Below are 22,075 nucleotides of genomic sequence, written 5' to 3'. Positions count from 1 at the left end.
CGTCGCAGTGGGATGCCTTCAGCTGCCCGGCAGTTCGCTGAGGGTGGCGGTGACGGTCGTGGTGGTGCCGTCGGGGTGCAGGACTTCGACCTTGGCCTTGTCGCCTGGGCGCTGGGAGGCCAGGACCTCCGTCAGGGCCGAGGTGGTCGGGGTCTCCTCGCCGTTGACCGCGACGATCACGTCGCCCGGCTCGATGCCCGCCTTGTCGGCGCCCTCGCCCGGGGTCACGCGGATGACGTTCACTCCGGCCGGCTGGCCGTCGGGGCCGACGACCACGCTGGCGGTGATGCCCAGCGCGGCCCGCCGGGTGTTGGTGACCTTCCCGCTCGTGACGATCTGGCGGGCGATGTCGGTGGCGGTGTTGCTGGGGATCGCGAAGCCGATGCCGGTGGCGGCGGCGCCCGCCTGAGGGTCGGCGGCGACGAGCGTGGGAATGCCGATGACCTCGCCCGACAGGTTGACCAGCGCTCCGCCGCTGTTGCCCGGGTTGATCGCGGCCGAGGTCTGGACCGCGTCGACGATCGTGGCCTCGGGCGACCCCGCCTCCGCCGGCTCGGTGACCGTACGGCCGAGCGCGGAGACGATGCCGTTGGTCACGCTGCCGGACAGGCCCAGCGGGTTGCCCATGGCCAGCACCATCTGGCCGACCCTGAGCTTCGCCGAGTCGCCGAATTTGGCGGGGACCAGCTTGGCGGGGTCGTCCACTTTGATCACCGCGAGGTCGCCGTCGGGGAAGGACTTGACCAGCTTCGCGTTTCTCGGCGAACCGCCGGTGGCCGGTGTCACCTCGAAGGTCTCGGCCTGCCCGACCACGTGGGCGTTGGTGATGATGTGCCCGCCGGTGTCGTAGACGACGCCGGAGCCGAGGCCGGTCTTCGTGGTGATCTGCACGATGGAGGGCAGCACGTTGGCGATGACCTGCTCGTAGGTGTCCTCCAGGGCCATCGCGCCGTTCGCCGGCGTCGGGGACGGACTCGCCGCCGGCGTGCTCGCCGGTGGCGTGGCCGGTGCGGACGACTGGGTGACGCCACAGCCCGCTGCCACCATGAGCGCGGCGGCGACGATTCCGACACGACGAGTCACATTCCCCATGCAGGGCTACTACCCAGGGTCACCTGTCAGATACCCGTCGCGCAGGCCGCTCCTGCTGAGCTTGCCCGTCGGGGTGCGCGGCAACCGCTCCCGGTACTCGATGAGGCGCGGGTGTTTGAGCCGGGCCAGCCGGGGCGCGCAGTGATCCAGCAGCGCGGCCGTCAGCTCCGGTCCCGGCGCGGAGGCGGGCTCCGGCTCGACGAGCGCGACCACCTTGTGCCCCCACTCCTCGTCGGGCACGCCGATCACCGCGACGTCGGCCACCGCCGGATGTTCGAGCAGCACGGCCTCGATCTCGGCCGGGTAGATGTTGACGCCGCCCGAGATGATCAGGTCGGTCCGGCGGTCGCAGAGGAACAGGTAGCCGTCGTCGTCGAGGTAGCCGATGTCGCCCGGCGTGTAGAGACGGCCGCGCATGGTGGCGGCCGTCTTCGACGGGTCACCGTGGTACTCGAACCGGTTGACGCCGCTGATGTAGACCAGGCCGGGCTCCCCGGCGGGCAACTCCCGGCCCTCGTCGTCGAGGATCGTGAACGCCATCCCGTCGAGCGCCCGGCCCACGGTTCCCGGCCGCGCCAGCCACTCCTGGGAGGAGACCATCGTGGCGACCGCCGCCTCCGTCGAGCCGTAGTACTCCCACAGCACCGGCCCCAGCCAGTCGATCATCGCCTGCTTGGTGGCGGGCGGGCAGGGCGCGGCCCCGTGGTAGAGCCGGGTCAGCGACGACAGGTCGTGATCGCCGCGCGGCAGGGTCAGCAGCCGGTGGAACATGGTCGGCACCATGAACGTGTTGGTCACCCGGTGTCGCTCGATGAGCTCCAGCGTCTCCGCCGCGTCGAAGCGCTCCGGCGCGATGATCGAATGGCCGAGTTGCAGGGCCATCATGGCCTGGCCGTACGGGGCGGAGTGGTAGAGCTGTGACGCGACCAGGTGCACCCCGCCCTCGGGCAGGCCGAAGTGCCGCCAGCTCTTGCGCATCAGGATGGGATACAGGTCCTCGGGTGTGAGGTCGAGCAGCCGCCTTCGGACGCCCTTGGGCTTTCCGGTCGTGCCGGAGGTGTAGAGCATCATCGAGCCCGCGCGCCGGTGGGCGGGCGCCGTCGTCGGCCGGCCGTCCAATAGGTCGCCGATCCCGGCGAACCGTGCGGTGCCCGGCGGGATCGCCGTCTCGGGTACGGTGTGCGCGTACGCCTCGCAGGTGACGACGGCCCTGGCGGAGCAGTCGGCGAGGATGTAGCCGATCTCCTCGGCCGTGTAGTGCCAGTTGACCGGGACCAGGTAGGTCCCGATCTGGTAGGTCGCGAGCATCATGGTGATCGCGTCGGCTCCGTTGGGCAGCACGGTGACGACGGTGTCGCCCGGCACGCAGCCGAGCGAGAGGAGGCCGTTGGACGCCTGGTTGACCCGGCCGAGCAGTTCGCCGTAGGTGAGCCCGGAGACGGCGGGGCGTTCCGGGTCGGCGGCGGCGATCTCGAAGAAGCCGTTCATGGGGAGACCATACAGAATTTCATTCTGTTGATGACAGGGGAGCGCCGGTGACCTGGGCCGCATCTGGATGCCTCTCGGCGACAGGGCGCGGCGCGGACCCGTGTGACATAGCCTTTTGGTCATGGCGGACGTCGGAGAAGACCCCTCGGGGCGCCGTGATCACGAGCGTCCCTCCCTGCCTCCCGAGGATGTCACCACACCGATGCCGCGCATCGGCCCGACCGGCCCTCCGCCGCCGGGCGCGCCCCCTGAATCAGACCTCGGAGAAGGTGAGCAGACTCTGACGTTCCTCCGCCAGCCGTCCGCCGGGCCGTTCCGGCAGGAAGGCCCCCGGCTCCCAGAACCGCCACGGCGCCAGCAGGAAGCGCCCCGGTTCGCGCAGGAGGCGCCCCGGTTCACCCAGGAACCGCCCCGTCCTGCCCAGGAGGCGCCCCGGTTCGCGCAGGAACTGCCTCGGTTTCCGCAGGGATCGTCCCGCTTCGCGCAGGAAGAACCGCCTCGGTTCGCGCAGGAGCCGCCCCAGTTCGAGCGGAAGGCGTCTTGGGCCGAGCGGGAAGCGCCCTGGCTCAAGCGGGGGCCGGTGCCTGCGCCCTCTCCGGAGCGGCCCGCCGGGGCGAGGGGGCCGCGCGGCCGGGGGGTGGCCGACCGGCTGATGCAGCGGATCGGCGACGTGCCGATCAGGGTCGTGTACGGCGTCGGCGGCACGCTGGTGACGGTGGTCATCGTGTTCCTGATCTTCCTGGTGTTCTCCGGCGACCAGCCCGCCTGACCCTCGTTTCGCCGTCCCGGCCCCCGAAGGATCCCGTTTTGGTGGTGCGGGGCAGACGCGGGCTCGCGGTGGAAGGATGTTCCAGAATATGATTCTGGGAACGAGCCAAGCGGAGGGTTGATATGGCGATCGGGTTGAGCGAGGAGCACGAGGCGCTCCGGGAGTCGGTGGCCGGGTGGGCCGAGCGGAACATTCCCGCCGAAGTGGTTCGCGCGGCGGTGGGCGCGGAGGCCGAGGAGCGGCCGGAATTCTGGGCGGGGCTCGCCGGGCAGGGACTGCTCGGGCTGCACCTGCCGGAGGAGCACGGCGGCTCGGGGTACGGTCTGCTCGAAGCGGCCGTCGCCATCGAGACGCTGGCCGAGCGGGTGGCGCCCGGGCCGTACGTGCCGAGCGTGCTGGCCAGCGCGGCGATCCTCGCCTCGGACGGCAAGGCGCGCGCCGAGCTGCTTCCGGCGATGGCGGAGGGCGGCCTGACGGGTGCGGTCGCGTTCAGCGGCTCGCTCACCGGCACGCACGACGACGACGGCGTCCTCACCGTCACGGGTACGGCGGAGCCGGTGCTGGGCGCCGCGCTGGCCGACGTGCTCGTACTGCCGGTGAGCACGGACAACGGCGAGGAGTGGATCGCCCTGTCGCGGGAGGACGTCACCGTGACGCCGCTGAAGTCGCTCGACCTCACCAGGGGAGTGGCCAAGGTCGAGGTCGAGGCGGTCGCCGTACCCGCCGAGCGGGTGCTCGACGGGCTCAAGGGGTCGCAGGTCCACACGCTGGCGGCGATCCTGCTCGGCGCCGAGGCCACCGGCGTGGCGGCGTGGTGCGTGGCGGCGGCGTCCGACTACGCCAAGGTCCGGGAGCAGTTCGGGCGGCCCATCGGACAGTTCCAGGGCATCAAGCACAAGCTCTCGCGGATGCTGGTCGCGCTGGAGCAGGCCCGCGCCACCGTGTGGGACGCCACCCGCGCCGAGGGCGACGAACTGGCCTTCGCCGCCGCCGTGGCCGGCGTGATGGCCCCGGACGCGGCCGTGCAGTGCGCGAAGGACGCGATCCAGACCTTCGGCGGCATCGGCTACACCTTCGAGCACGACGCCCATCTCTACTACCGGCGTGCGCTGACGCTGCGCGCACTGCTCGGTTCCTCGGCCGAGTGGGCGGAGAGCGTCGCCGAGCTGTCGCTCAACGGTGTCTCCAGGGAGATGGAGATCGACCTGCCGGCGGAGGCCGATTCGGTGCGCGCCGGGCTCCGTGCCGAGATCGCGGAGATCGCCGCGCTGGAGGGCAAGGAGCAGAAGCGGGCGCTGGCCACGGGCGGGTTCGTGATGTCGCACCTGGCCAGGCCGTGGGGCCGGGGCGCCTCGCCGCTTGAGCAGGTGCTCATCCACCAGGAGCTGCGCGCGGCCAAGGTCAAGCTGCCGCAGATGATCATCGGCGCCTGGGTGGTGCCGTCCATCGCCGTGTACGGCACGCAGGAGCAGCAGGACCGCTTCCTGCCGGCCACCCTGAGCGGCGAGATGATCTGGTGCCAGCTGTTCAGCGAGCCGGGCGCGGGCTCCGACCTGGCGGCGGTGCAGATGAAGGCGGATCGGGTCGAGGGCGGCTGGAAGCTCAACGGCCAGAAGATCTGGACCTCCGTCGCGCACTTCGCGGAGTGGGGCATCTGCATCGCCCGGTCCAACCCGGACAAGCCCAAGCACGACGGCATCACCTACTTCCTGGTCGACATGAAGGCCCCCGGCGTGACGGTGCGGCCGCTGACCGAGATGACCGGCGAGAACCTGTTCAACGAGGTCTTCCTCGACGACGTCTTCATCCCGGACGAGCTGGTCGTCGGCGAGGTCGACAACGGCTGGCGGGTGGCGCGCAACACCCTCTCCAACGAGCGGGTCTCGCTCTCGTCGGGGTCGGGTGGCACCGGCGCGGCCGTATCCGACCTGCTCGGCCTGACAGGCAGGCTCGGCAGGGAACTGACGGCGGCCGAGCGGCAGGAACTCGCGAACGTGGTCTGCGAGGCCCACTCGATCAACGCGTTGTCCCTGCGGGTGACGCTCAAGCAACTCGCGGGCGCGGAGCCGGGCGGGGAGGCGTCGGTGCGCAAGCTGCTGTCCACCTCGCACGCCCAGCACGTGTCGGAGTGCGCGGTCAGCCTGCTCGGCACCTCGGCCGTGATCGCTGCGGACATGAAGCTCGGCGACGCGGGCTACTGGAACCGCGCGGTCCTCGCCACCCGTGCCATGACCATCTACGGCGGCACCACCGAAGTCCAGCTCAACATCATCGCCGAGCGCATGCTCGGCCTGCCCCGCGACCCCGATCCGGGCAAGTAACGACCGTCTGCCCGGGATCCGCGCGAACGGGTTCCGGGCAAGTGGCGACTGCCTGCCCGGGACCCGCGCGAACGGGTTCCGGGCAAGTGGCGGCCGTCTGCCCGGGATTCGCGCGAACGGGTTCGGGGCAAGTGGCGGCCGTTGTCCGAGTTTGGCGGGGGCGGGTTCCAGGAGGTGACCGTCTGGCTGGTTCGCGGGAGTTGGTCCCGGGTTAGGCTTTCGCCCATGTCCGAGGGGATACGGCGGGAAGTGGCCGTTCACGCTGCGGTCCGGTCGGGGATTCGGCCGGTGACTCCGACCTGCCTGGTCGCCACGTTCGCGCCGGGTCGCTGAGGCGGTGCGAGCCGGGCGCGGAGTGATGTCCCTGGGAGGGACTTCGGCTCGGCGCGTTCGGGAGTTCCTGGCGCGCTGGCTGGTTCCGTTGCTCGGGCTGGCGCTGGGACTGCTGGCGTTGTGGCCGGCTCTCGGGCCCGGGTTCGCGCTCCGGTACGACATGGTCTTCGTGCCCGATCCGCCGTTCGTCTGGCCCGAGTCGGGGTTTCCCAGGGCGGTGCCGAGCGATCTCGTCGTGGCGGCGCTGGCCGTGGTCCTGCCGTCGCAGGTCGTGCAGAAGATCGTGCTGCTCGGGATCTTCGTGCTGGGCGCGGCGGGGGCGGCGTCGCTGCTGCCCGCCGAGCGGAAGGTCGAACGGCTCGCCGCCGCCGTCTTCTTCGTGTGGAACGCCTATCTCGCCCAGCGGTTGCTTCTCGGCCAGTGGGCGCTGCTGCTCGGCGTCGCGGGCCTGCCGTGGGCCGTGCGGGCCGCCACGGTTATGCGCGTCGGGTCGCACGCGGGATCGCGCGTAGCGTCGGGCGCGGGGTCGGGCGCGGGGTCGGGCGCGGGGTCGGGCGCGGGGTCGGGCGCGGGGTCGGGCGCGGGGTCGGGCGCGGGGTCGGGCGCGGGGTCGCGCGCCGGGTCGCGCGCTGAATCGCGCGCAGAGTCAGGCGCTGGGACGCGCGGTGAGCCGGCCTCTGGATCGCCTGTGGAGCTGGGCGCTGGATCGCTCAGTACGTCGCGGGTCGGGGTGCGGGTCGGGGTGCGGGCCAGGTTGTGGAGCAGGTCGCGGGGCGGGGCGGGTGTCTGGCGGTTGGCGCTCGCGTTGGTACCGGCCGCGATCGGCGGGTTCCAGGCGATGCTGGTGACCGCGCTGGTCGTGCTGCCGGTCTCGGGTCGCCGCTGGCCGTCGGCTCTCGGGCTGCTCGCCGTACTGAGTCTGCCCTGGGCGGTGCCGGGGGTGCTCGCGTCGGCCCGGGGCGGGGTGGTCACCGATCCGGCGGGGGTGGACGCGTTCGCGGCGCGGGCCGATGGGCCGTTCGGGACGCTGGGCAGCCTGTTCTCGCTGGGGGGTGTGTGGAACGCGGAGGCGGGGGTGCCGGGTCAGGACGGCTGGTGGCTCGCCTCGGTACGGCTGGCGCTCTCGCTGACGGCGCTGGCCGGGTATCTGGCGTTGCGCGGGGCGGGGCGGCCGCCGTACTGGCGTGGGTTGCTGGTGGCGGCCTGTGCCGGTCTGGCCGTCGCCTGCGCGGGGGCGTACGCGCCCGGACTGCTCCGGGCGATGCTCGGGTGGTGGGCGGGCTTCGGGCCGCTGCGTGACGGGCAGGTGTACGTGGCGCCGCTGGTGCTGGTGCAGGCCGTCGGGTTCGCCGCCGCCGTGGGGTGGGTGCGGCGTGCCGTGGCGCCGGGTCGCCGGGGGAGGGTCGTGGGGGCGGCGGCGGTGCTGGTGCCTCTGCTGGTGTTGCCGACCTTCGCGCTCGGCGGGTTCGGCAGGCTGGTCGCGGTCGAGTATCCGGAGGAGTTGCGGCGGGTGCAGGCCGTGGTCAACGCCGATCCGGCGCCGGGCGCGCTGCTCTCGCTGCCCTGGAGCGCCTACCGGGCGTTCGGCTGGAACGGCGGGCGGATCATGCTCGACCCGGCGACCAAGCTGTTCTCGCGCCGGGTGATCTGGGACGATCGGCTCCTCGTCGAGGTGCGGGGCCGGGGCGTGGTACGGCTGGCGGCCGAGGACCCCGTCGCCCGCCGGGTCGGCTCGATCGTCGCAGGCACGGATACAGGCACCGGAACAGGCACGAAACCGGGCACCGGAACGGGCACGGAGCCGGGCGCGGAACCGGGTGCCGAAACAGGCACGGAGCCGGGTGCCGAAACAGGTGCCGAACCGGGCACCGAAACAGGCACGGAGCCGGGCGTGGGAGCAGATGGGCCGTGGACGGCTCGCCTGATCGCCGAGGGCGTCCGCTATGTGCTCATCCAGCGGCCTCATGAGAACACGTTCCTATCCCACTTGCCCGGAGCCCACCGGGTCATCGACGGCCGGCATGTCCTTCTGCTCCGTCTGTGACCTACCCTGATGTGCTAAATCATGGTTACCCGACAGTAGCTTGTATTATCACGGTTTGACCAAACCCCTGGCACAGCGGCTGTGACGCGTTCTAGTCTCGGCACACTGTGCGTTCCCCGCGCATTGGAGGGAGAAGCTCGGTGGTGCGAGTGATCGCCGCTCTGGCGGTTGGGGCAATCTTGGCGTTCGGCGCTTCCATGGCCGTCGTCAACGTGGCCTCTCCCACTCCGGAGCCGCCCAACAAGCCGCTCTACAACTACGGCGTCAAGTGATCCTGTGGGGTCGGTTCGCCGGCCCCACAGAGATCCGCCACCGGCGTCCTGCGCCGGAGATCCGTGTCGGGACAGCCCGAAGAGAGGGGTGCCTGGTTCCGTCATGCCTGAATCGGTGCGAGTCCAAGGAACGGACGCGGTGCCAGGGAAGATCGCGTCAAGCAGGCCGCGGCTGGCGGCGGAGACGGCGGTCGTGGACGCCCAGAGGCTGCCCGGCGTCCGGGTGGCGGTGCTGAACTTCAGGGAACCGGGGCAGACGGCGGCCGGCGGCGCGGAGGAGTACGCCTGGCAGGTCAGCCGGCATCTGATCGGCCAGGGCGCGTCCGTCTGGTTCGCCACCGGCAGGGAGCACGGGCAGCACAGGGCCGAGCGGCGGGACGGGATCGAGCTCAGGCGGATGGGCAACCGGTTCACGATCTACCTGCTGATCCCGCTCTGGCTGCTGCTCCGGCGGCGGCGCTTCGACGTGGTCATCGACTGCATGAACGGCATCCCCTTCTTCGCCCCGCTCGTCACCGGCCGCAGAACCTCGGTGATCTCCCTCGTCCACCATGTGCACGACCGCCAGTTCTACGCGTTCTTCCCGCGCTGGCTGGCCAGGATCGGCTGCTTCATCGAGGGCCCGGTGGCCAGGCTGCTCTACCGCCGCTGCGTCACCGTCACCGTCTCGGAGTCGTCGCGGTCCGAGCTGCGCGGACGGCTGCGCTGGCTCGCCCCCATCCAGGTGATCCCGAACGGCAACCCCGCCGTGCGCCCCGTCCCGGACGGGTCGGACGTGGCGGGCGATCCCGCCGTCGTCTATCTCGGCAGGCTGGTAGGGCACAAGCGGGTCGAGCGGGTGATCGACCTCGTCGCCCAGCTCGACGGCTCCTGGCCCGGCCTGCACGTGCACGTGGTCGGACGCGGCCAGGAGCAGGACAGGCTCGCCGCCCGGGCCCGCGAACTCGGCGCGGCCGGCCGGGTCCACCTGCACGGCTACCTCAGCGACGCCGGCAAGAACGCGGTGCTCGGCGCGGCCCGGCTCAACGTGACCGCCTCCGAGTTCGAGGGCTGGGGGCTGACGGTGATCGAGGCCGCCGCGCTCGGCATCCCCACGGTCGCCTACGACGTGGGCGGGCTCCGCGACTCGGTACGGCACGGCGTGACCGGCTGGCTGGTACGGGACGGCGAGCACCTGGTGGACGTGGTCGGGCACGCGCTGCGGGAACTGGCGGACCCGGTACGCCGCGCCGAGGTCCAGCAGGCCTGCCAGACGTGGGCCGCAGAGTTCACCTGGGGGAGGACCGGCGCTAGCATGACCGGGCTGATAGCCGCGGAACTGGACAGATTGGGATATGCGGCTCCCGTCCGACCGCTGTGTCTCGCCAATGGTGAGACCGACCCGACCTGAGCAGCGAATTGACCTCTGACTCGTGGATTGGCCGGCTGGCGTCGTCGCCCGCCGAGTTCGGGGCTTCCGACACGCGGCTGCGGCACCGCCTCCGCCTCCTCGCGGGCTGCGCCTTCCTGGCGGCCGTCGCCTTCTCCATGGCCCCCGGCCGGATCATCGCCGAGACCAAGCTCGACATGACGGTCAACCCGCTGGGATTCCTCGGCCGGGCGCTGCACATGTGGGAGCCGACCTTCTTCGGGCAGCTCCAGAACCAGGCGTACGGCTATCTCTTCCCGATGGGTCCCTTCTACGCGGCCGGGGCGCAGCTCGGCATGCCGCCGTGGGCGATCCAGCGGCTGTGGGTCGCGCTGGTGTTGTGCGTCGCCTTCACCGGCGTCGTCCAGCTCGTCCGGGCGATGCGGCTCGGCGGTTCGCTGGCCGGGGTCGTCGCCGGCCTCGCCTACGCGCTGGCCCCGCACGCCCAGGCGCTCATGGGCTTCAACTCGGCGGAGTTCTCGCCCAGCGCCGTGCTGCCGTGGATCATGCTTCCGCTGGTGCGGGGCAGCGACGGGACGCTGAGCCCGCGCCGCGCCGCCTGCCTGTCCGCGCTCGCCTTCGTGGGGGCGGGCGGGATCAACGCCTCCGCCGAACTGGCCGTCCTCGTCGTGCCCGGCGTCTATCTCCTCACCCGGCGGTGGGGCCCCCGGCAGCGCCGGCTGGTCGGCTGGTGGCTGCCCGCGATCGCGGCCGTGTCGCTGTGGTGGCTGGTGCCGCTCGTCCTGCTCGGCAGGTACGTCTTCTCCTTCATGCCCTACACCGAGAACGCCCGCACCACGACCCTGGTGAGCTCGCTGACCAACGTGCTGCGCGGCGTCAACGACTGGGTCGCCTTCCTGCCCGTGGACGGCCGGCCGTACCTGCCGGCGGGGTACGAGCACACCTCGGCGGCGTGGCTGGTGGTGGGGACCGCGCTGCTGGCGGGGCTGGGGCTGGCCGGGCTCACGCTCAGGCGCACCCCCGAGCGGGCCTTCCTGGTCGGCACGCTGCTGGTGGGGGTGACGATCCTGGTGGCCGGGCACGCGGGGCCGCTCGCCGAGCCGATCAGGGACCTGCTGGACGGCGTGCTGTCCCCGTTCCGCAACCTGCACAAGTTCAACGCGGTGGTCCGGCTGCCGCTCGTGCTGGGGCTGGCCGCGTTCGTCTCGTTCGTCGGTCTCAAACGCCCCGCCGTACGGCTGCCGGCGGCGTTCGGGGGGGCCTGCCTGGTCGGGCTCAGCCTCGTTCCGGTGGCGAGTGCGGGCATCGCCCCCAGCGGCTCGTTCAGCGAGTTGCCCGGCTACTGGCGCGACGCCGCCGCCTGGCTGGACGACCGGGCGGAGCTCGGCGCGGTGCTGGCCGTGCCCGGCGCGCGCCGGGGGGAGTACGTGTGGGGACGTCCGCTGGACGAACCGCTGCAGCCCCTGCTGAAGAAGGCGCGCTGGGTGAGCAACACCAACGTGCCCTGGGGGTCGGCGGGCGGGTCGCGGCTCATCGACGCGATCGACGACCGTTTCGCCGGCGGGTACGGCTCCGCCGGGCTCACCGCCACGCTGCGCCGGATCGGCGTGCGCTACCTGGTGGTACGCAACGACCTGGACCGGGTCGCCCTGGCCGGCGCGTGGCCGGCCAGGGTCCACGAGACGCTCGACCGTTCGCCCGGCCTGACCCGGGTCCGCGGCTTCGGCCCGCGGGTCGGCTTCGAGGAGACCACCACCGCGGCGGGCTGGTTCGACCAGCCGTACTCCGCTCTGGAGATCTACGAGGTGAGCGGGGCCAGGCCGATCGCGGGGACCGTCACGGGGGAGCCGCTGCGGGTGTCCGGCGGGCCCGAGGCGCTGCTCACGATGGCGGAGGAGGGCGTGCTCACCGACGACCGGCCGGTGTTCCTCGGCGCGGACCCGGGCGACGCGGACGAGGTGGTGCTCACCGACACCATGCGCCGCCGTGACCTGTCGGTCAGCGACCTGCGCAGGGCGGCGACGGCCACGCTCGCACGAGACGACGCGTTCCAGAGCGTGGGCCCGGTCGAGGATCTGACCGATCCCGCCTGGGCGGAGCCGAAGACCGTCGCGTGGCTGAGCGAGGTCGCGGGAGTGCGGGCGTCCTCCTCGGAGTCGGGGCTGGACGCGCTGCCGAACCTCCGAGATCCCGGGCGGCAGCCGTACGCGGCGGTGGACGGCGACGTGCGCACCGGCTGGCGGTCCACCGGGTGGGAACCGCCGACCGAGGAGTGGCTGGAGATCGAGTTCACCGGCCCGATCGAGGTCAGCCCGCTGAAAGCCGTGTTCGAGGACTCCGACGACACCGCCGACGTCACCGAGGTCACGGTCGAGACGGACGCGGGCACCGCCCGGACGCGGCTGACCCCGGCGGGCGGCTGGCAGACCCTCAACGTGCGGCGCGGCACGACCTCCCGGGTGCGGATCGAGATCAGCCGGACGGCCGGGCCGGACGGCCGGGCCGGCATCCTGGAGGTGTCGATCCCCGGCGTGCGGGCGGAACGCACCCTGGTGGTGCCCGACCTGCCCGGCGCGGGTGACCGCACGATCGTGACCGGCCGTACCGACGCCGTCCCGTCGTGCATGCGCGGGTCGTACGCGTGGACCTGCGCGCCGGAGCTGGGCGTGCTCGGCGACGACGGGTACGGCTTCGACCGGTCGTTCCCCGTCAGGACCGGCGGCGACCGGGTGCTCACCGGCAGGACGACGCTCACCGACCAGCGGCTGGCGACCCGCATGCTCACCTTCCCCGGCGTGTATCCCAAGGTCACGGCGTCCTCCACGAAGAGCGACGTGCCCGCCACCGGCCCGTGGGCGGCGTTCGACGACGACCGCCGGACCATCTGGTACGCCGCCGACCAGGACATCAGCCCCTCGCTCACCGCCGAGCTGGGCAGGACCGTCAGGCTCTCCCGGATCCGGGTCGACTTCCCCGACCTCCGCCTCGGCGCGCCGCCCGTGCGGGTCACGATCGAGACCGACGGCGGGACCCGGCACGCGTGGGCCTCGGCCGACGGCTGGATCCGGTTCGCGCCGCTGCGGGCGAGCAGCGTGAAGCTCACCTTCAGCGCCGCGGGCCGGCGGCCCGTCGAGATCCTCGGCGTCGCCGTCCCCGGCGTGGATCCGCTGCCGTCCTACGACGCCGTCCCGGTCACGGTGCCCTGCGGCCTGGGCCCGCAGCTCTTCGTGGACGGCAAGCGGGTGCTCACCGAGATCGTCGCCGGGACCATGCGCGACGTGCTGCACGGGACGCCGCTGACCTATCGGACCTGTGAACCGGTGGCGATCGGCGAGGGCCAGGCCCGGGTGCGCGCGCCGTCGGTCCAGGGGTTCCGGGTCGACTCGCTCGTCGTCCGGGCGGCGGACGCGGCCACGGCCCCGGCGACGACCATGACGCCCGCCCGGGTGGAGACCTGGGGCCCCGGCGAACGCCGGATCGCGGTCAGCACCACCGAGCCCTCCTACCTGGTGGTCAACGAGAACTTCAACGTCGGCTGGGAGGCGAAGGCGGGTGGCCGCACGCTGGAACCCGTACGCCTGGACGGCTGGCGGCAGGCGTGGCGGCTGCCCCCCACGGACGGGGCGGTCACGATCGTCTACGGCCCCGACCGCCTCTACCAGGTCTCGCTCGCCGTCGGCTGGGTCCTGGTCGCGCTGGTGCTCGTGGCGGCCGTGATCCGCCGGCGGCCCCGGCCCGACCTGCCGGCGGCCGGTCCCGCACGGATCCGGGCGGCCCGGTGGTGGCCGTTCGCGCCGCTGCTCGGCTTCTGGGTGGACGGCCTCGCCGCGGCGGTCGTCGTCGGCGTCGTCGGCGCGCTGGCCATCTGGTGGCGGCACGTCGCGCTGGCCGAGCACGGAACGGGCCGGTGGTTCCTGGCCGCCCGGCTCTTCACCTCGCCGTGGCCGGTCATCGCCGGGCTGGGCGTGGCGGGCGTGGCGCTCGCCGCGGGCGCGGAGCAGGTCGCGCAACTGGCGAGCCTCGCCGTACTCGGCCTGTTGTTCGCCGCGATCGGCACGCCGGTCCGGCCGGACGCGCCGCCCGGCGATCCCGGCGCGGCTGCCGGGGCGCGGCCGGCCGTACTCGTGGAGACATCGTGAGTGGAGACCGCGTGATCAGCCGTGCGCAGCAGAGCGTGCTGCTGCTGGCGGCCGGAGCCTTCCTGCTCACCCTGTCCCTGCTGGTGCGCCTGCACGTGTACCCCTCGGGGACGGCCCTGCCCGTCGAGCAGTCCCGCGTCATCCATCTCAGCGCCGCGAACGCCACCGTCTTCGACACGGCCCGGCTGGAGTCGCGCCGCGGGGTCGGCGTCGAGATGACCATGGCGAGGTACGGCGACGCCCTGGCCGGCACCGGGGACACCGCCGTGTGGACCGAGTTCCTCTCGCTGACCGCCGTCCGCGGGCCGCGCATCGACTACCACGAGCGCCGGGTCCCCTTCGACCGGCGCAGCGGCGAGATCGTCGACTGCTGCGGCGCCTACGTGGACGCGGACGACCAGGCGCGTCCCCGTGGTCTCGCCTTCCGCTGGCCCGCAGGCGCGCGCCCCACGGCGTACCAGGTCTACGACCCGGTGGTGCGCAGGGCGGTCACCGCGCGGTTCGACGGCATCGAGGAGGTGGCGGGCGTCCGCGCGCACCGGTACGTCCAGCGCTTCGTCAACGACCGGATCGCGCAGCCCGCGCTGCCCCTGCCGGGCAGGGTGCTCGGGCTGAAGAGCCGGGCGGAGGTGCCCGCCGCGGCCTTCCTCGACGGCCGGCGGACCTACTGGGTGGAGCCGGCCAGCGGGATCGTCGTCTCGATCAGGGAGAACCTCACGCGCACCCTCCGCACCGCCGACCGGCGGGGCGAGGTGCTGGCGCTGGCCGCCGACCTGCGCACCTCCGAGTGGGACGAGCGGTACAGCGCCGCCGAGGCGAACGCGTTCCGCACCTGGGTCACGGTCACCGGGCTGGTGGTGCCCGGAGTGCTGCTACTGGCCGGCGCGCTCCTCATCGGGTACGGCTGGCGGGTCCACGTCTCGGCGGCTTCGGGGGCTTCGGGGGTTTCGGGGGTTTCGGGGGTTTCGACGACTACGGCTGCTACGGCTGCTTCGGCTGCTTCGGCTGCTTCGGCTGTTTCGGCGCCAGGAAGCGGTGCAGGCGGAGAGCGGGAGCCTCGACGATCCGGTGACTCAGGTCGGCGACCACGATCGTGACCGCCGCGCACACGATCACCCCGCTCAGCAGGTCGCCGGTGAACTCCGGCTGCCCGGTGAGCCGGTAGTAGCCGAGGATCACCACGAACTGCCAGAGGAAGATCCCGTAGGAGATGCGCCCGAGGTAGCGCATCACCCGGTTGCCGAGCAGCGTCCGCAGCGGGGTCCTGCCCGGGGGCAGGAAGGCGACCGGGGCCATGAAGGCGATGATGAAGACCGTGTAGAGGGTCGTCTCGAACGCGTCGGTCCACGCGTCCTGGATCTGCAGGAACCGGCCTCCGGTCAGCGGGGTCGCCGCGATCATCAGGACGAACGCCGCGATGATCCAGCAGGTCACCCAGGACTGGGCGATGCCGTGGGTGAACCGGCGGACGCCCTCGTCGTCGCGGGCCCACAACGTGATCACGGCCAGGGCCATGCCGACGCAGAAGTAGATGATCGGCCGGGGCAGCCAGAGGCCCAGTTCGATGCCGTCGGGGGCCAGGTGCATCGGGATGATCCACAGGAAGGACAGCGAGGCGAGGACGCCGAGTCCGGCGAGCAGCCGCAGGGCACGGGTGCGGACGCCCGGGTTCCCCCGGGTGGCGACCGCGTGCAGGCCGAGCGCGATCAGCGGGAGGGCGAGATAGTAGGCGAACTCCACCGACAGACTCCACATCTGCCCGAGTCCCGCCGGACCCAGCCCGGTCCACCAGGCGTCCGTCACGTAGTTCTGGGCGAGGAGCAGCAGCGGCAGCCAGTCGAGCGGATCACGTGCCTGCGGTGACCACAGCGGCAACGCCACGGCGACGACCAGCCAGTAGGCGGGCAGGATGCGCAGGACCCGCTTCCACAGGTAGCCCCGGACGCGCGGGGCTTCGCCGCCGGCGAGCGCCACCTTCGCCCACGGCCGGTAGAGCAGCAGCCCGGACAGCAGGAAGAAGATCGGCACCCCGATGTCGCCCCGCGCCACCAGGCTGTTGAAGAAGCCCTCCTGGAAGGAGAAACCCGTCTGCGCGGCGACATGGTAGACCAGCACGATGAGCGCCGCGACCGCGCGGAGCCCGTCGAGCGCGTCGAGATGGCCCTCTACGGCGGGCGCCTCGCTGCTCCGGCCGTCCGCTGGGACAGAACTTAGTTCGGTCACTTTTCCGCATCCCTGGTGACGTAGGTCAGGCCCGCCACTAACATAGTGGAACTTGTTATAGGGCGAGTTCCTGCTGACTGCCCCTGGAGGAAGCGATGCGTCGCGTCATCGGTGTAGTGCTGATCGGAATCGGGGCGTTCCTGATCGTGCTCGCCCCGCTCATCCGTTTTCAGGTGGCGGGGCAAATCGTCGCCGCCCCGGCCGACCAGTACGGCGTGAGCAGACTGGAGGCGGCCAACGCGCAGTATTTCAGCGCCGGCGACCTCAAAGTCCTCACCGGAAACCTCAACATCACCGTCACGACCAGAGGCGATGTGAAGGAGGCGAAGGGCGACAACGTCGTCTGGGATGAATTCACGGCCATCGACGACGTGACGAACAACAAATCCGGAATCGACTACTCCCAGCGTCGCAGCGCTTTCGACAAGTACACCGGAGTGGGCGTCGACTGCTGTGGCTCCAACATCGACAAGCAGCCCGTGCAGTTGAGCGGCCAGATCTACAAATGGCCTTTCGACGTGGAGAAGAAGTCGTATCCGGTCTTCAACTCCACGGCACAGAAGGCTTTCGAGGCCAAGTTCGTGGCCGAGGAGTCGGTGAACGGCCTGAGCGTCTACAAGTTCGAGCAGGTGGTACCGCCCACCAAGACCGAAACCCGCTCCGCGCCCGCGTCCGCGCTGGGCATGACCGAAGCCGGGGACGTCCAGGTCGACCGGGTCTACGACGGCGTCAACACCTTCTGGATCGAGCCCGTGAGCGGCTCTCCCGTCAAGCAGGAGCAGCAGCGCCACGAGGTGCTCAAGACCCAGGACGGCGTCGATCGGTCGGTCGCCCTCGTGGCCACCGCCAAGATGACCACCCAGACGGTCGACGACCTGGTGCGCAACGCCAAGGACGCGAAGAGCCAGATCACCCTGGTCAAGTCCACCGTTCCGCTGGTCCTGCTCGCGGTCGGCGTCGTCGTCATCATCGCCGGCTTCCTGCTGGGCCTGCGCCGCACCCGTTCGGACGCGTGATCCGAGCACGGTTCCCCGGAAAGGCCGCCGAGACGTCTCGGCGGCCTTTCCGCGCGTTGCGCCCAGGGGTAGAACGTGTTCCCATTCTCTGCCGCGGAGGGCGCGGGAGTCATCGCCCGTCGACTTGGCGAGAGCGGACCCCGCCCCCGCGCGTTCCCGGGGCGGGGGCATGATGCGTCTCGCCGCAGTCGCCGAGCGGGTACGGCGTGGCGCGGGCGAGACCCCGCGCCCGGCCGGCCGCGCCCGGCTGGTCACGGCCGCCGCGATCGTCCTCGTCGTCGTCCAGTTGGTGTGGCGGGGCGGCCTGCTCGACCAGGCGTACTTCTTCGGCGACGACCTGACCCTCACCGGCAGGGCGTCGGACCCGGGGCCGCTGCTCGACTACCTGACGAACCTGTACGCCGTGCACGTGATGCCGGTCGGGCTGGCCGTGGTCCGGGTGGTCACCGCGCTGGACGCCTACAACTGGACGCTGGCGGCGGCCTCGCTGCTGATCATGCAGGCGGGCGCGTCGCTGGCGGTCTACCGGATGTTGAGCGTGGTGTTCGGGCGCAGGCCCGCGATCCTGCTGCCGCTGGCCTTCTACCTGTTCACGCCGTTGACCGTGCCCGCCTTCCACTGGTGGGCGGCGGGGATCCAGGCCGTGCCGTTCCAGATCGCGATCGCCATGTCGGTGGCCACGCACGTGACCTACCTGCGGGACAGGCGGCTGCCCGACGCGCTCAAGACCGGGGGCTGGCTGCTGCTGGGCCTCGGCTCCTTCCATGTGAAGGCCGTGGTGGCCCTCCCGCTCCTGCTGCTGCTGATCACCGTCCTGTACTTCTCCGGCGGACGGCCGCTGCGCGTGTTGCGCGCGAACCTGCCGGTGTTCGCCTGGGGCATCGGGCTGGTGCTGGCCTACTCGGCGATCTTCCTGGCCCAGCTCGGCGAGCTGACCCAGTCGGCGAAGATCCCCACCGGTGCGCAGGTCGGATCCTTCGCGGGGGAACTGCTCGGCATCACGTTCCCCACCCTGGCGATCGGCGGGCCGGGCGAGTGGTTCTCGGTGATGGCCGCCCCCGCGACCGCCGTGCTCGTGCTGGCCTGGACGGTGATCATCGGCCTGGTGCTGGTCACCCTGTACGTGCGCAGGGGAGCCTGGCGGGCCTGGCTGATCATGGTGCTGTATCTGCCGCTGGTCGACCTGGCGCCGGTGATCCTCGGCAGGGGAGAGGTCCTGACCCTCGCCCGCGAGGTGCGTTATCTCGCCGACTCGGCGCCGGTGCTCGCCCTCTGCCTCGGTCTCGCCACCCTGCCGCTGGCGGGCGAGGCCGCGCCGTACCGGCGGCGGTTGCCCGGTCTGCGGGTGGTGAGCGGGGTGCTGATCGTCGCCGTCGTGGCGTTCTCCGCCGTCTCGGCCCAGCGTTACGTCTCGGGTCTCGCCGCCGAACGGGTGGAGATCAAGGAGTTCCTCGCCGCCGCCAGGTCCACCCTGGCGCGTACGCCGGAGAGCACCGACGTCTATCCGCAGCGCCTGCCGCAGGACGTGCTCGTCTTCGGCGTCGTCGACGAGGATCTCAGCTCCCGCACCCTCAGCCCGCTCGCCCCGCCCGGCCTCGCCGCGCTGATGCGGCATCCCCGGCCGAGCACCCGTCCCATGGTGCTGAACGCCCGGGGGACCGGGCTCGTCCCCGCGGACGTCGTCGGCGGATTCGCCGTGCCGAAGAACGCCACCGGCTGCTTCGTCAGCGACGGCGGCGTCATCGACGTGCCGATGCCGCACCGGGACGGCTCCGACGTGCTCCGGCTCACCTACACCGCCGACCTGGCCACCGCCGCCCTCGTCCACGACGGGGACGGCGAGACGGAGATCACCTTCGAGCAGGGCACCGGGAAGATCTACGTGCCGATGACCGGCGCGGCGAAGTCCCTCCGGATCGAGGTGCTCTCACCCGAGGCCAAGGTGTGCGTGACGGCGGCGGTGATGGGGTGGATGGTCCCCGCATGAGCATCGGTGGGGGAAGCGGTCGCCGGGCGGGTGCGAGCGCCGATCTGGCTGCGCCGCCCGGGTCCGGGGTGCCGATCCGCGGGCTGGTGCGCGCGTGCCGTCCCCGGCAGTGGCTGAAGAACGGGCTCGTGCTGGCGGCGCCCGTCGCGGCCGGCGTGCTCGACACGGCGGCGGGCGTGCTGCCGGCCGCGATCGCCTTCGTGGCCTTCTGCCTGGCCGCCGGCGGCACCTACCTGCTCAACGACGCGTCCGACGCCGAGGCCGACCGGCTGCACCCGCGCAAACGACACCGGCCGATCGCCGCCGGAGTCGTCTCGGTACGGCAGGCCAGGATCGTCGGGGTGCTCCTCGTCGTGGCGGGCCCGGTGGTCGCCGCCGTCACGGGAGACTGGCGGCTGCCCGCCGTCGTCGCCTGCTACCTGGCCCTGACCTTCTCCTACACCTATTGGCTCAAGCGCCATCCCGTCGTCGACCTGGTCGCGGTCGCCGGCTGCCACGTGATCCGCGCCTACGCGGGGGCGGTCGCGGTGGACGTGCCGGTGACGAGCTGGTTCCTGGTCGTCATCTCGCTCGGGTCGCTCCAGCTCGTCGCGGGCAAACGGGAGACGGAGCTGCGCGCGCACGGGCTCACCGGCACCCGGGCCACCCTCGCCGCCTACACCCCGGCCTACCTGGCGCAGGTCAGGACCATGTGCTCGGGCGCGATCATCGTCACCTACTGCCTCTGGGCGCTGAACGACCAGCTCGGTCCCTTCCACGCGCTGAGCATCGTGCCGTTCGTGCTCATCGTGCTGCGGCACAATCTTCTGGTGGACCGGGGGATCGGGGAGGAGCCGGAGGAGATCGCCCTCCGCGACCGTCCGTTACAGATCTTCATCGCCGTCCAGCTCGTCCTGCTCACCCTGGGGATCTACCTTCCGTGACCTTCCTCACCGGCTGGGCCCGTACCGCGCCCACCCCCGCCACCGTCGCCCGCCCTCGTACGACCGCGGGGCTGGCCGCGCTCGTCGCCGGTGCGCCCGCGCGCGGGTTGGTGGCCCGCGGCCTCGGCCGCTCGTACGGCGACGCGGCGCAGAACGCGGGGGGCCTGGTCGTGGACTGCACCGCGTTGACGTCCTGGAGCCTCGACGTGGGCACCGGCGTGGGCACCGGCGTGGGCACCGATGTGGGCGCCGTCACCGCGGGGGCGGGCGTGAGCATGCACGAGCTGATGACCGCCCTGGTGCCGCGAGGCTGGTTCGTCCCGGTCAGCCCCGGCACCCGGCAGGTCACGGTGGGCGGCGCGATCGCCGCCGACGTGCACGGCAAGAACCACCGTCGCGACTCCTCCTTCGGCGCGCACCTCCGCTCGCTCACGCTGGTGACCGCCGACGGGGCCACCCGGGTCCTGCGTCCCGGCGACCCGCTGTTCTGGGCCACGGTCGGCGGCATGGGCCTCACCGGCGTGATCGCCGAGGCGACCTTCGCCTGCCTGCCCGTCGAGACCTCCCGGATGCGCGTCGACATCGAGCGCACCCGCGACCTCGACGAGACGCTGGAGGTCATGGCCGCCACCGGCGACCGCTACAGCGTCGCCTGGATCGACCTGATGGCCAGGGGCCGCAGCGTGCTGACCCGTGGCGACCACGCCACCCGCGACGACCTGCCGGGGATCGCGGACCCGCTGGCCTTCGCCCCCGTGACCAGGCTCACCGCCCCGCCCTGGGCCCCGAACGGCCTGCTCAACCCGCTCACCGTGCGGGCCTTCAACGAGGCGTGGTACCGCCGGGCCCGCCCCGCGCACGGCCTGATCCAGGGCCTCGGCCCGTTCTTCCATCCCCTCGACTCCATCAAGGGCTGGAACCGCCTGTACGGCTCGCGCGGCTTCGTGCAGTACCAGTTCGTGGTGCCCGACGGCGCGGAGGAGACGCTGCGCAGGATCGTGGACAGGCTCTCCGCCGACGGCGTGCCGTCCTTCCTGGGCGTGCTCAAACGCCTCGGCCCCGGCACCCCCGGCCCGCTGTCGTTCCCGATGCCCGGCTGGACGCTCGCCCTGGACGTCCCCGCGGGCCGGCGCGGCCTGGCCGGGCTGCTCCGGATGTTCGACGGCTGGGTGGCGGAGGCGGGCGGGCGCGTCTACCTGGCCAAGGACTCCCGGCTGCCGGGCGGCATGATGGCCGCGATGTATCCCCGCCTGGGCGAGTGGCGCGCGGTCCGCGCCGAGGCGGATCCCGATAACGTGTTCCGTTCCGACTTGGCCAGGAGGCTTGACCTGTGAAGAACGCCCTGGGCTCGGTCGACACGGTGCTGGTGTTCGGCGGGCTCAGCGAGATCGGGCTGGCGATCGTCCGTCGGCTGGTGCGCGGGGGAGCCCGCCGGGTGGTGCTCGCCGTACGCGGTGGGGAGGCGCCGGTGATCGACGGGGCCGAGGTGCACGTGGTGGGCTTCGACGCGGCGCGGCCCGAGACGCATGGCGCGGTGGTCGACGAGGCCGTGCGGCTGGTCGGCGACCTCGACGTGGTGATCTCCGCCTTCGGCGTGCTGGGGACCCAGCGGGAGTACGACGCGGATCCGGTGGCCGCCGCCGAGTCGATCGCCGTCAACCTCGGCGGGCACGTCTCGGCGGGCCTGTTCGCCGCCCGCAGGCTGCGCGAGCAGGGCCACGGCACGCTGGTGATGCTCTCCTCGGTGGCGGGCGTGCGAGTACGGCGGGCCAACTTCGTCTACGGCGCGGGCAAGGCGGGCCTCGACGGGTTCGCGCAGGGGCTGGGCGACTCCCTGCACGGCACGGGCGCGCGGGTGCTGGTGGTGCGGCCGGGTTTCGTGCGCGGGCGGATGACCGCCGGAATGTCGCCGGCCCCGATGTCCACCACCCCGGGGGCCGTGGCCGACGCGGTGGTGGCCGGGCTGCGCTCCGGGGCGGAGCTCGTCTGGGTGCCGGGCGGGCTGCGCGTGCTGTTCACGGCGATGCGGTCGCTGCCCCGCGCACTGTGGCGGCGGCTGCCCCGCTGAACCGACGATACATTCTAGAGTAGAACGCGTT

14 protein-coding genes are annotated in these 22,075 nt (G+C 72.2%); 11 read left to right on the top strand and 3 right to left on the bottom strand.

What is annotated here, in order from left to right; genetic code table 11:
* Positions 1–18: 18 nt before the first annotated feature.
* Positions 19–1,092 carry a S1C family serine protease gene (locus MBA17_RS23565; protein WP_238498721.1) on the bottom strand — a complete coding sequence of 358 codons (1,074 nt, stop codon included), beginning with the start codon at positions 1,090–1,092 and terminating at the stop codon, positions 19–21.
* A gap of 9 nt (positions 1,093–1,101) precedes the next feature.
* Positions 1,102–2,580 carry an AMP-binding protein gene (locus MBA17_RS23560; RefSeq protein WP_238498720.1) on the bottom strand — a complete coding sequence of 493 codons (1,479 nt, stop codon included), beginning with the start codon at positions 2,578–2,580 and terminating at the stop codon, positions 1,102–1,104.
* A 121-nt stretch (positions 2,581–2,701) separates the two neighbouring features.
* On the opposite strand from MBA17_RS23560, the gene MBA17_RS23555 reads away from it, so the two are divergent.
* The 6 genes from MBA17_RS23555 to pgfA (MBA17_RS23530) all read left to right on the top strand — a co-directional run bounded on the left by MBA17_RS23555 (position 2,702) and on the right by pgfA (MBA17_RS23530) (position 14,924).
* Positions 2,702–3,349, top strand: a complete 648-nt coding sequence (locus tag MBA17_RS23555; RefSeq protein ID WP_238498719.1) for a hypothetical protein — start codon at positions 2,702–2,704, stop codon at positions 3,347–3,349.
* A 122-nt stretch (positions 3,350–3,471) separates the two neighbouring features.
* Positions 3,472–5,670 carry an acyl-CoA dehydrogenase family protein gene (locus MBA17_RS23550; RefSeq protein WP_238498718.1) on the top strand — a complete coding sequence of 733 codons (2,199 nt, stop codon included), beginning with the start codon at positions 3,472–3,474 and terminating at the stop codon, positions 5,668–5,670.
* Positions 5,671–6,028: 358 nt separating this feature from the next.
* On the top strand, positions 6,029–8,047 hold the full coding sequence (locus tag MBA17_RS23545; RefSeq protein WP_238498717.1) for a hypothetical protein: 2,019 nt from the start codon (positions 6,029–6,031) through the stop codon (positions 8,045–8,047).
* 375 nt (positions 8,048–8,422) lie between these two features.
* Entirely contained in the window at positions 8,423–9,709 is a 1,287-nt protein-coding gene (locus MBA17_RS23540) for a glycosyltransferase family 4 protein (protein ID WP_455432824.1), read from the top strand.
* Between the two features lie 8 nt (positions 9,710–9,717).
* A complete protein-coding gene (locus tag MBA17_RS23535) occupies positions 9,718–13,827 on the top strand; it encodes an alpha-(1->3)-arabinofuranosyltransferase domain-containing protein (protein WP_238498715.1) in 4,110 nt (1,369 codons plus the stop codon).
* Positions 13,824–14,924 (top strand): cell envelope lipid trafficking protein PgfA, encoded by a 1,101-nt coding sequence (gene pgfA, locus MBA17_RS23530; protein WP_238498714.1) that lies wholly within the window; start codon positions 13,824–13,826, stop codon positions 14,922–14,924. The genes MBA17_RS23535 and pgfA (MBA17_RS23530) overlap by 4 nt, the downstream gene beginning before the upstream one ends.
* Here the strand turns inward: pgfA (MBA17_RS23530) and MBA17_RS23525 are convergent.
* The gene (locus MBA17_RS23525; RefSeq protein ID WP_238498713.1) at positions 14,809–16,050 is read right to left on the bottom strand and encodes an acyltransferase family protein; all 1,242 of its coding nucleotides are present in this window, start codon (positions 16,048–16,050) and stop codon (positions 14,809–14,811) included. The genes pgfA (MBA17_RS23530) and MBA17_RS23525 overlap by 116 nt on opposite strands.
* A gap of 116 nt (positions 16,051–16,166) precedes the next feature.
* Here MBA17_RS23525 and pgfA (MBA17_RS23520) point away from each other — a divergent pair, with 116 nt between their 5' ends.
* From pgfA (MBA17_RS23520) to MBA17_RS23500, 5 genes are all read left to right on the top strand, one after another.
* Complete coding sequence (gene pgfA / locus MBA17_RS23520; RefSeq protein WP_238498712.1) at positions 16,167–17,066, top strand: cell envelope lipid trafficking protein PgfA; 900 nt, start codon at positions 16,167–16,169, stop codon at positions 17,064–17,066.
* 169 nt (positions 17,067–17,235) lie between these two features.
* Entirely contained in the window at positions 17,236–19,053 is a 1,818-nt protein-coding gene (locus tag MBA17_RS23515) for a hypothetical protein (RefSeq protein ID WP_238498711.1), read from the top strand.
* The gene (locus MBA17_RS23510; protein ID WP_238498710.1) at positions 19,050–19,976 is read left to right on the top strand and encodes a decaprenyl-phosphate phosphoribosyltransferase; all 927 of its coding nucleotides are present in this window, start codon (positions 19,050–19,052) and stop codon (positions 19,974–19,976) included. The genes MBA17_RS23515 and MBA17_RS23510 overlap by 4 nt, the downstream gene beginning before the upstream one ends.
* The gene (locus MBA17_RS23505) at positions 19,973–21,310 is read left to right on the top strand and encodes an FAD-binding protein (protein WP_238498709.1); all 1,338 of its coding nucleotides are present in this window, start codon (positions 19,973–19,975) and stop codon (positions 21,308–21,310) included. The genes MBA17_RS23510 and MBA17_RS23505 overlap by 4 nt, the downstream gene beginning before the upstream one ends.
* Positions 21,307–22,044 (top strand): decaprenylphospho-beta-D-erythro-pentofuranosid-2-ulose 2-reductase, encoded by a 738-nt coding sequence (locus tag MBA17_RS23500; protein WP_238498708.1) that lies wholly within the window; start codon positions 21,307–21,309, stop codon positions 22,042–22,044. Before MBA17_RS23505 ends, MBA17_RS23500 begins: the two co-directional genes overlap by 4 nt.
* Positions 22,045–22,075: the final 31 nt, after the last annotated feature.

Origin of the sequence: Dolomitihabitans soli (assembly GCF_022213955.1) — a bacterium.
GTDB lineage: Bacteria > Actinomycetota > Actinomycetes > Streptosporangiales > Streptosporangiaceae > Streptosporangium_A > Streptosporangium_A soli.
Note: the sequence above shows the minus strand (reverse complement) of the source record. Positions and strands in the feature narration are given on the sequence as shown.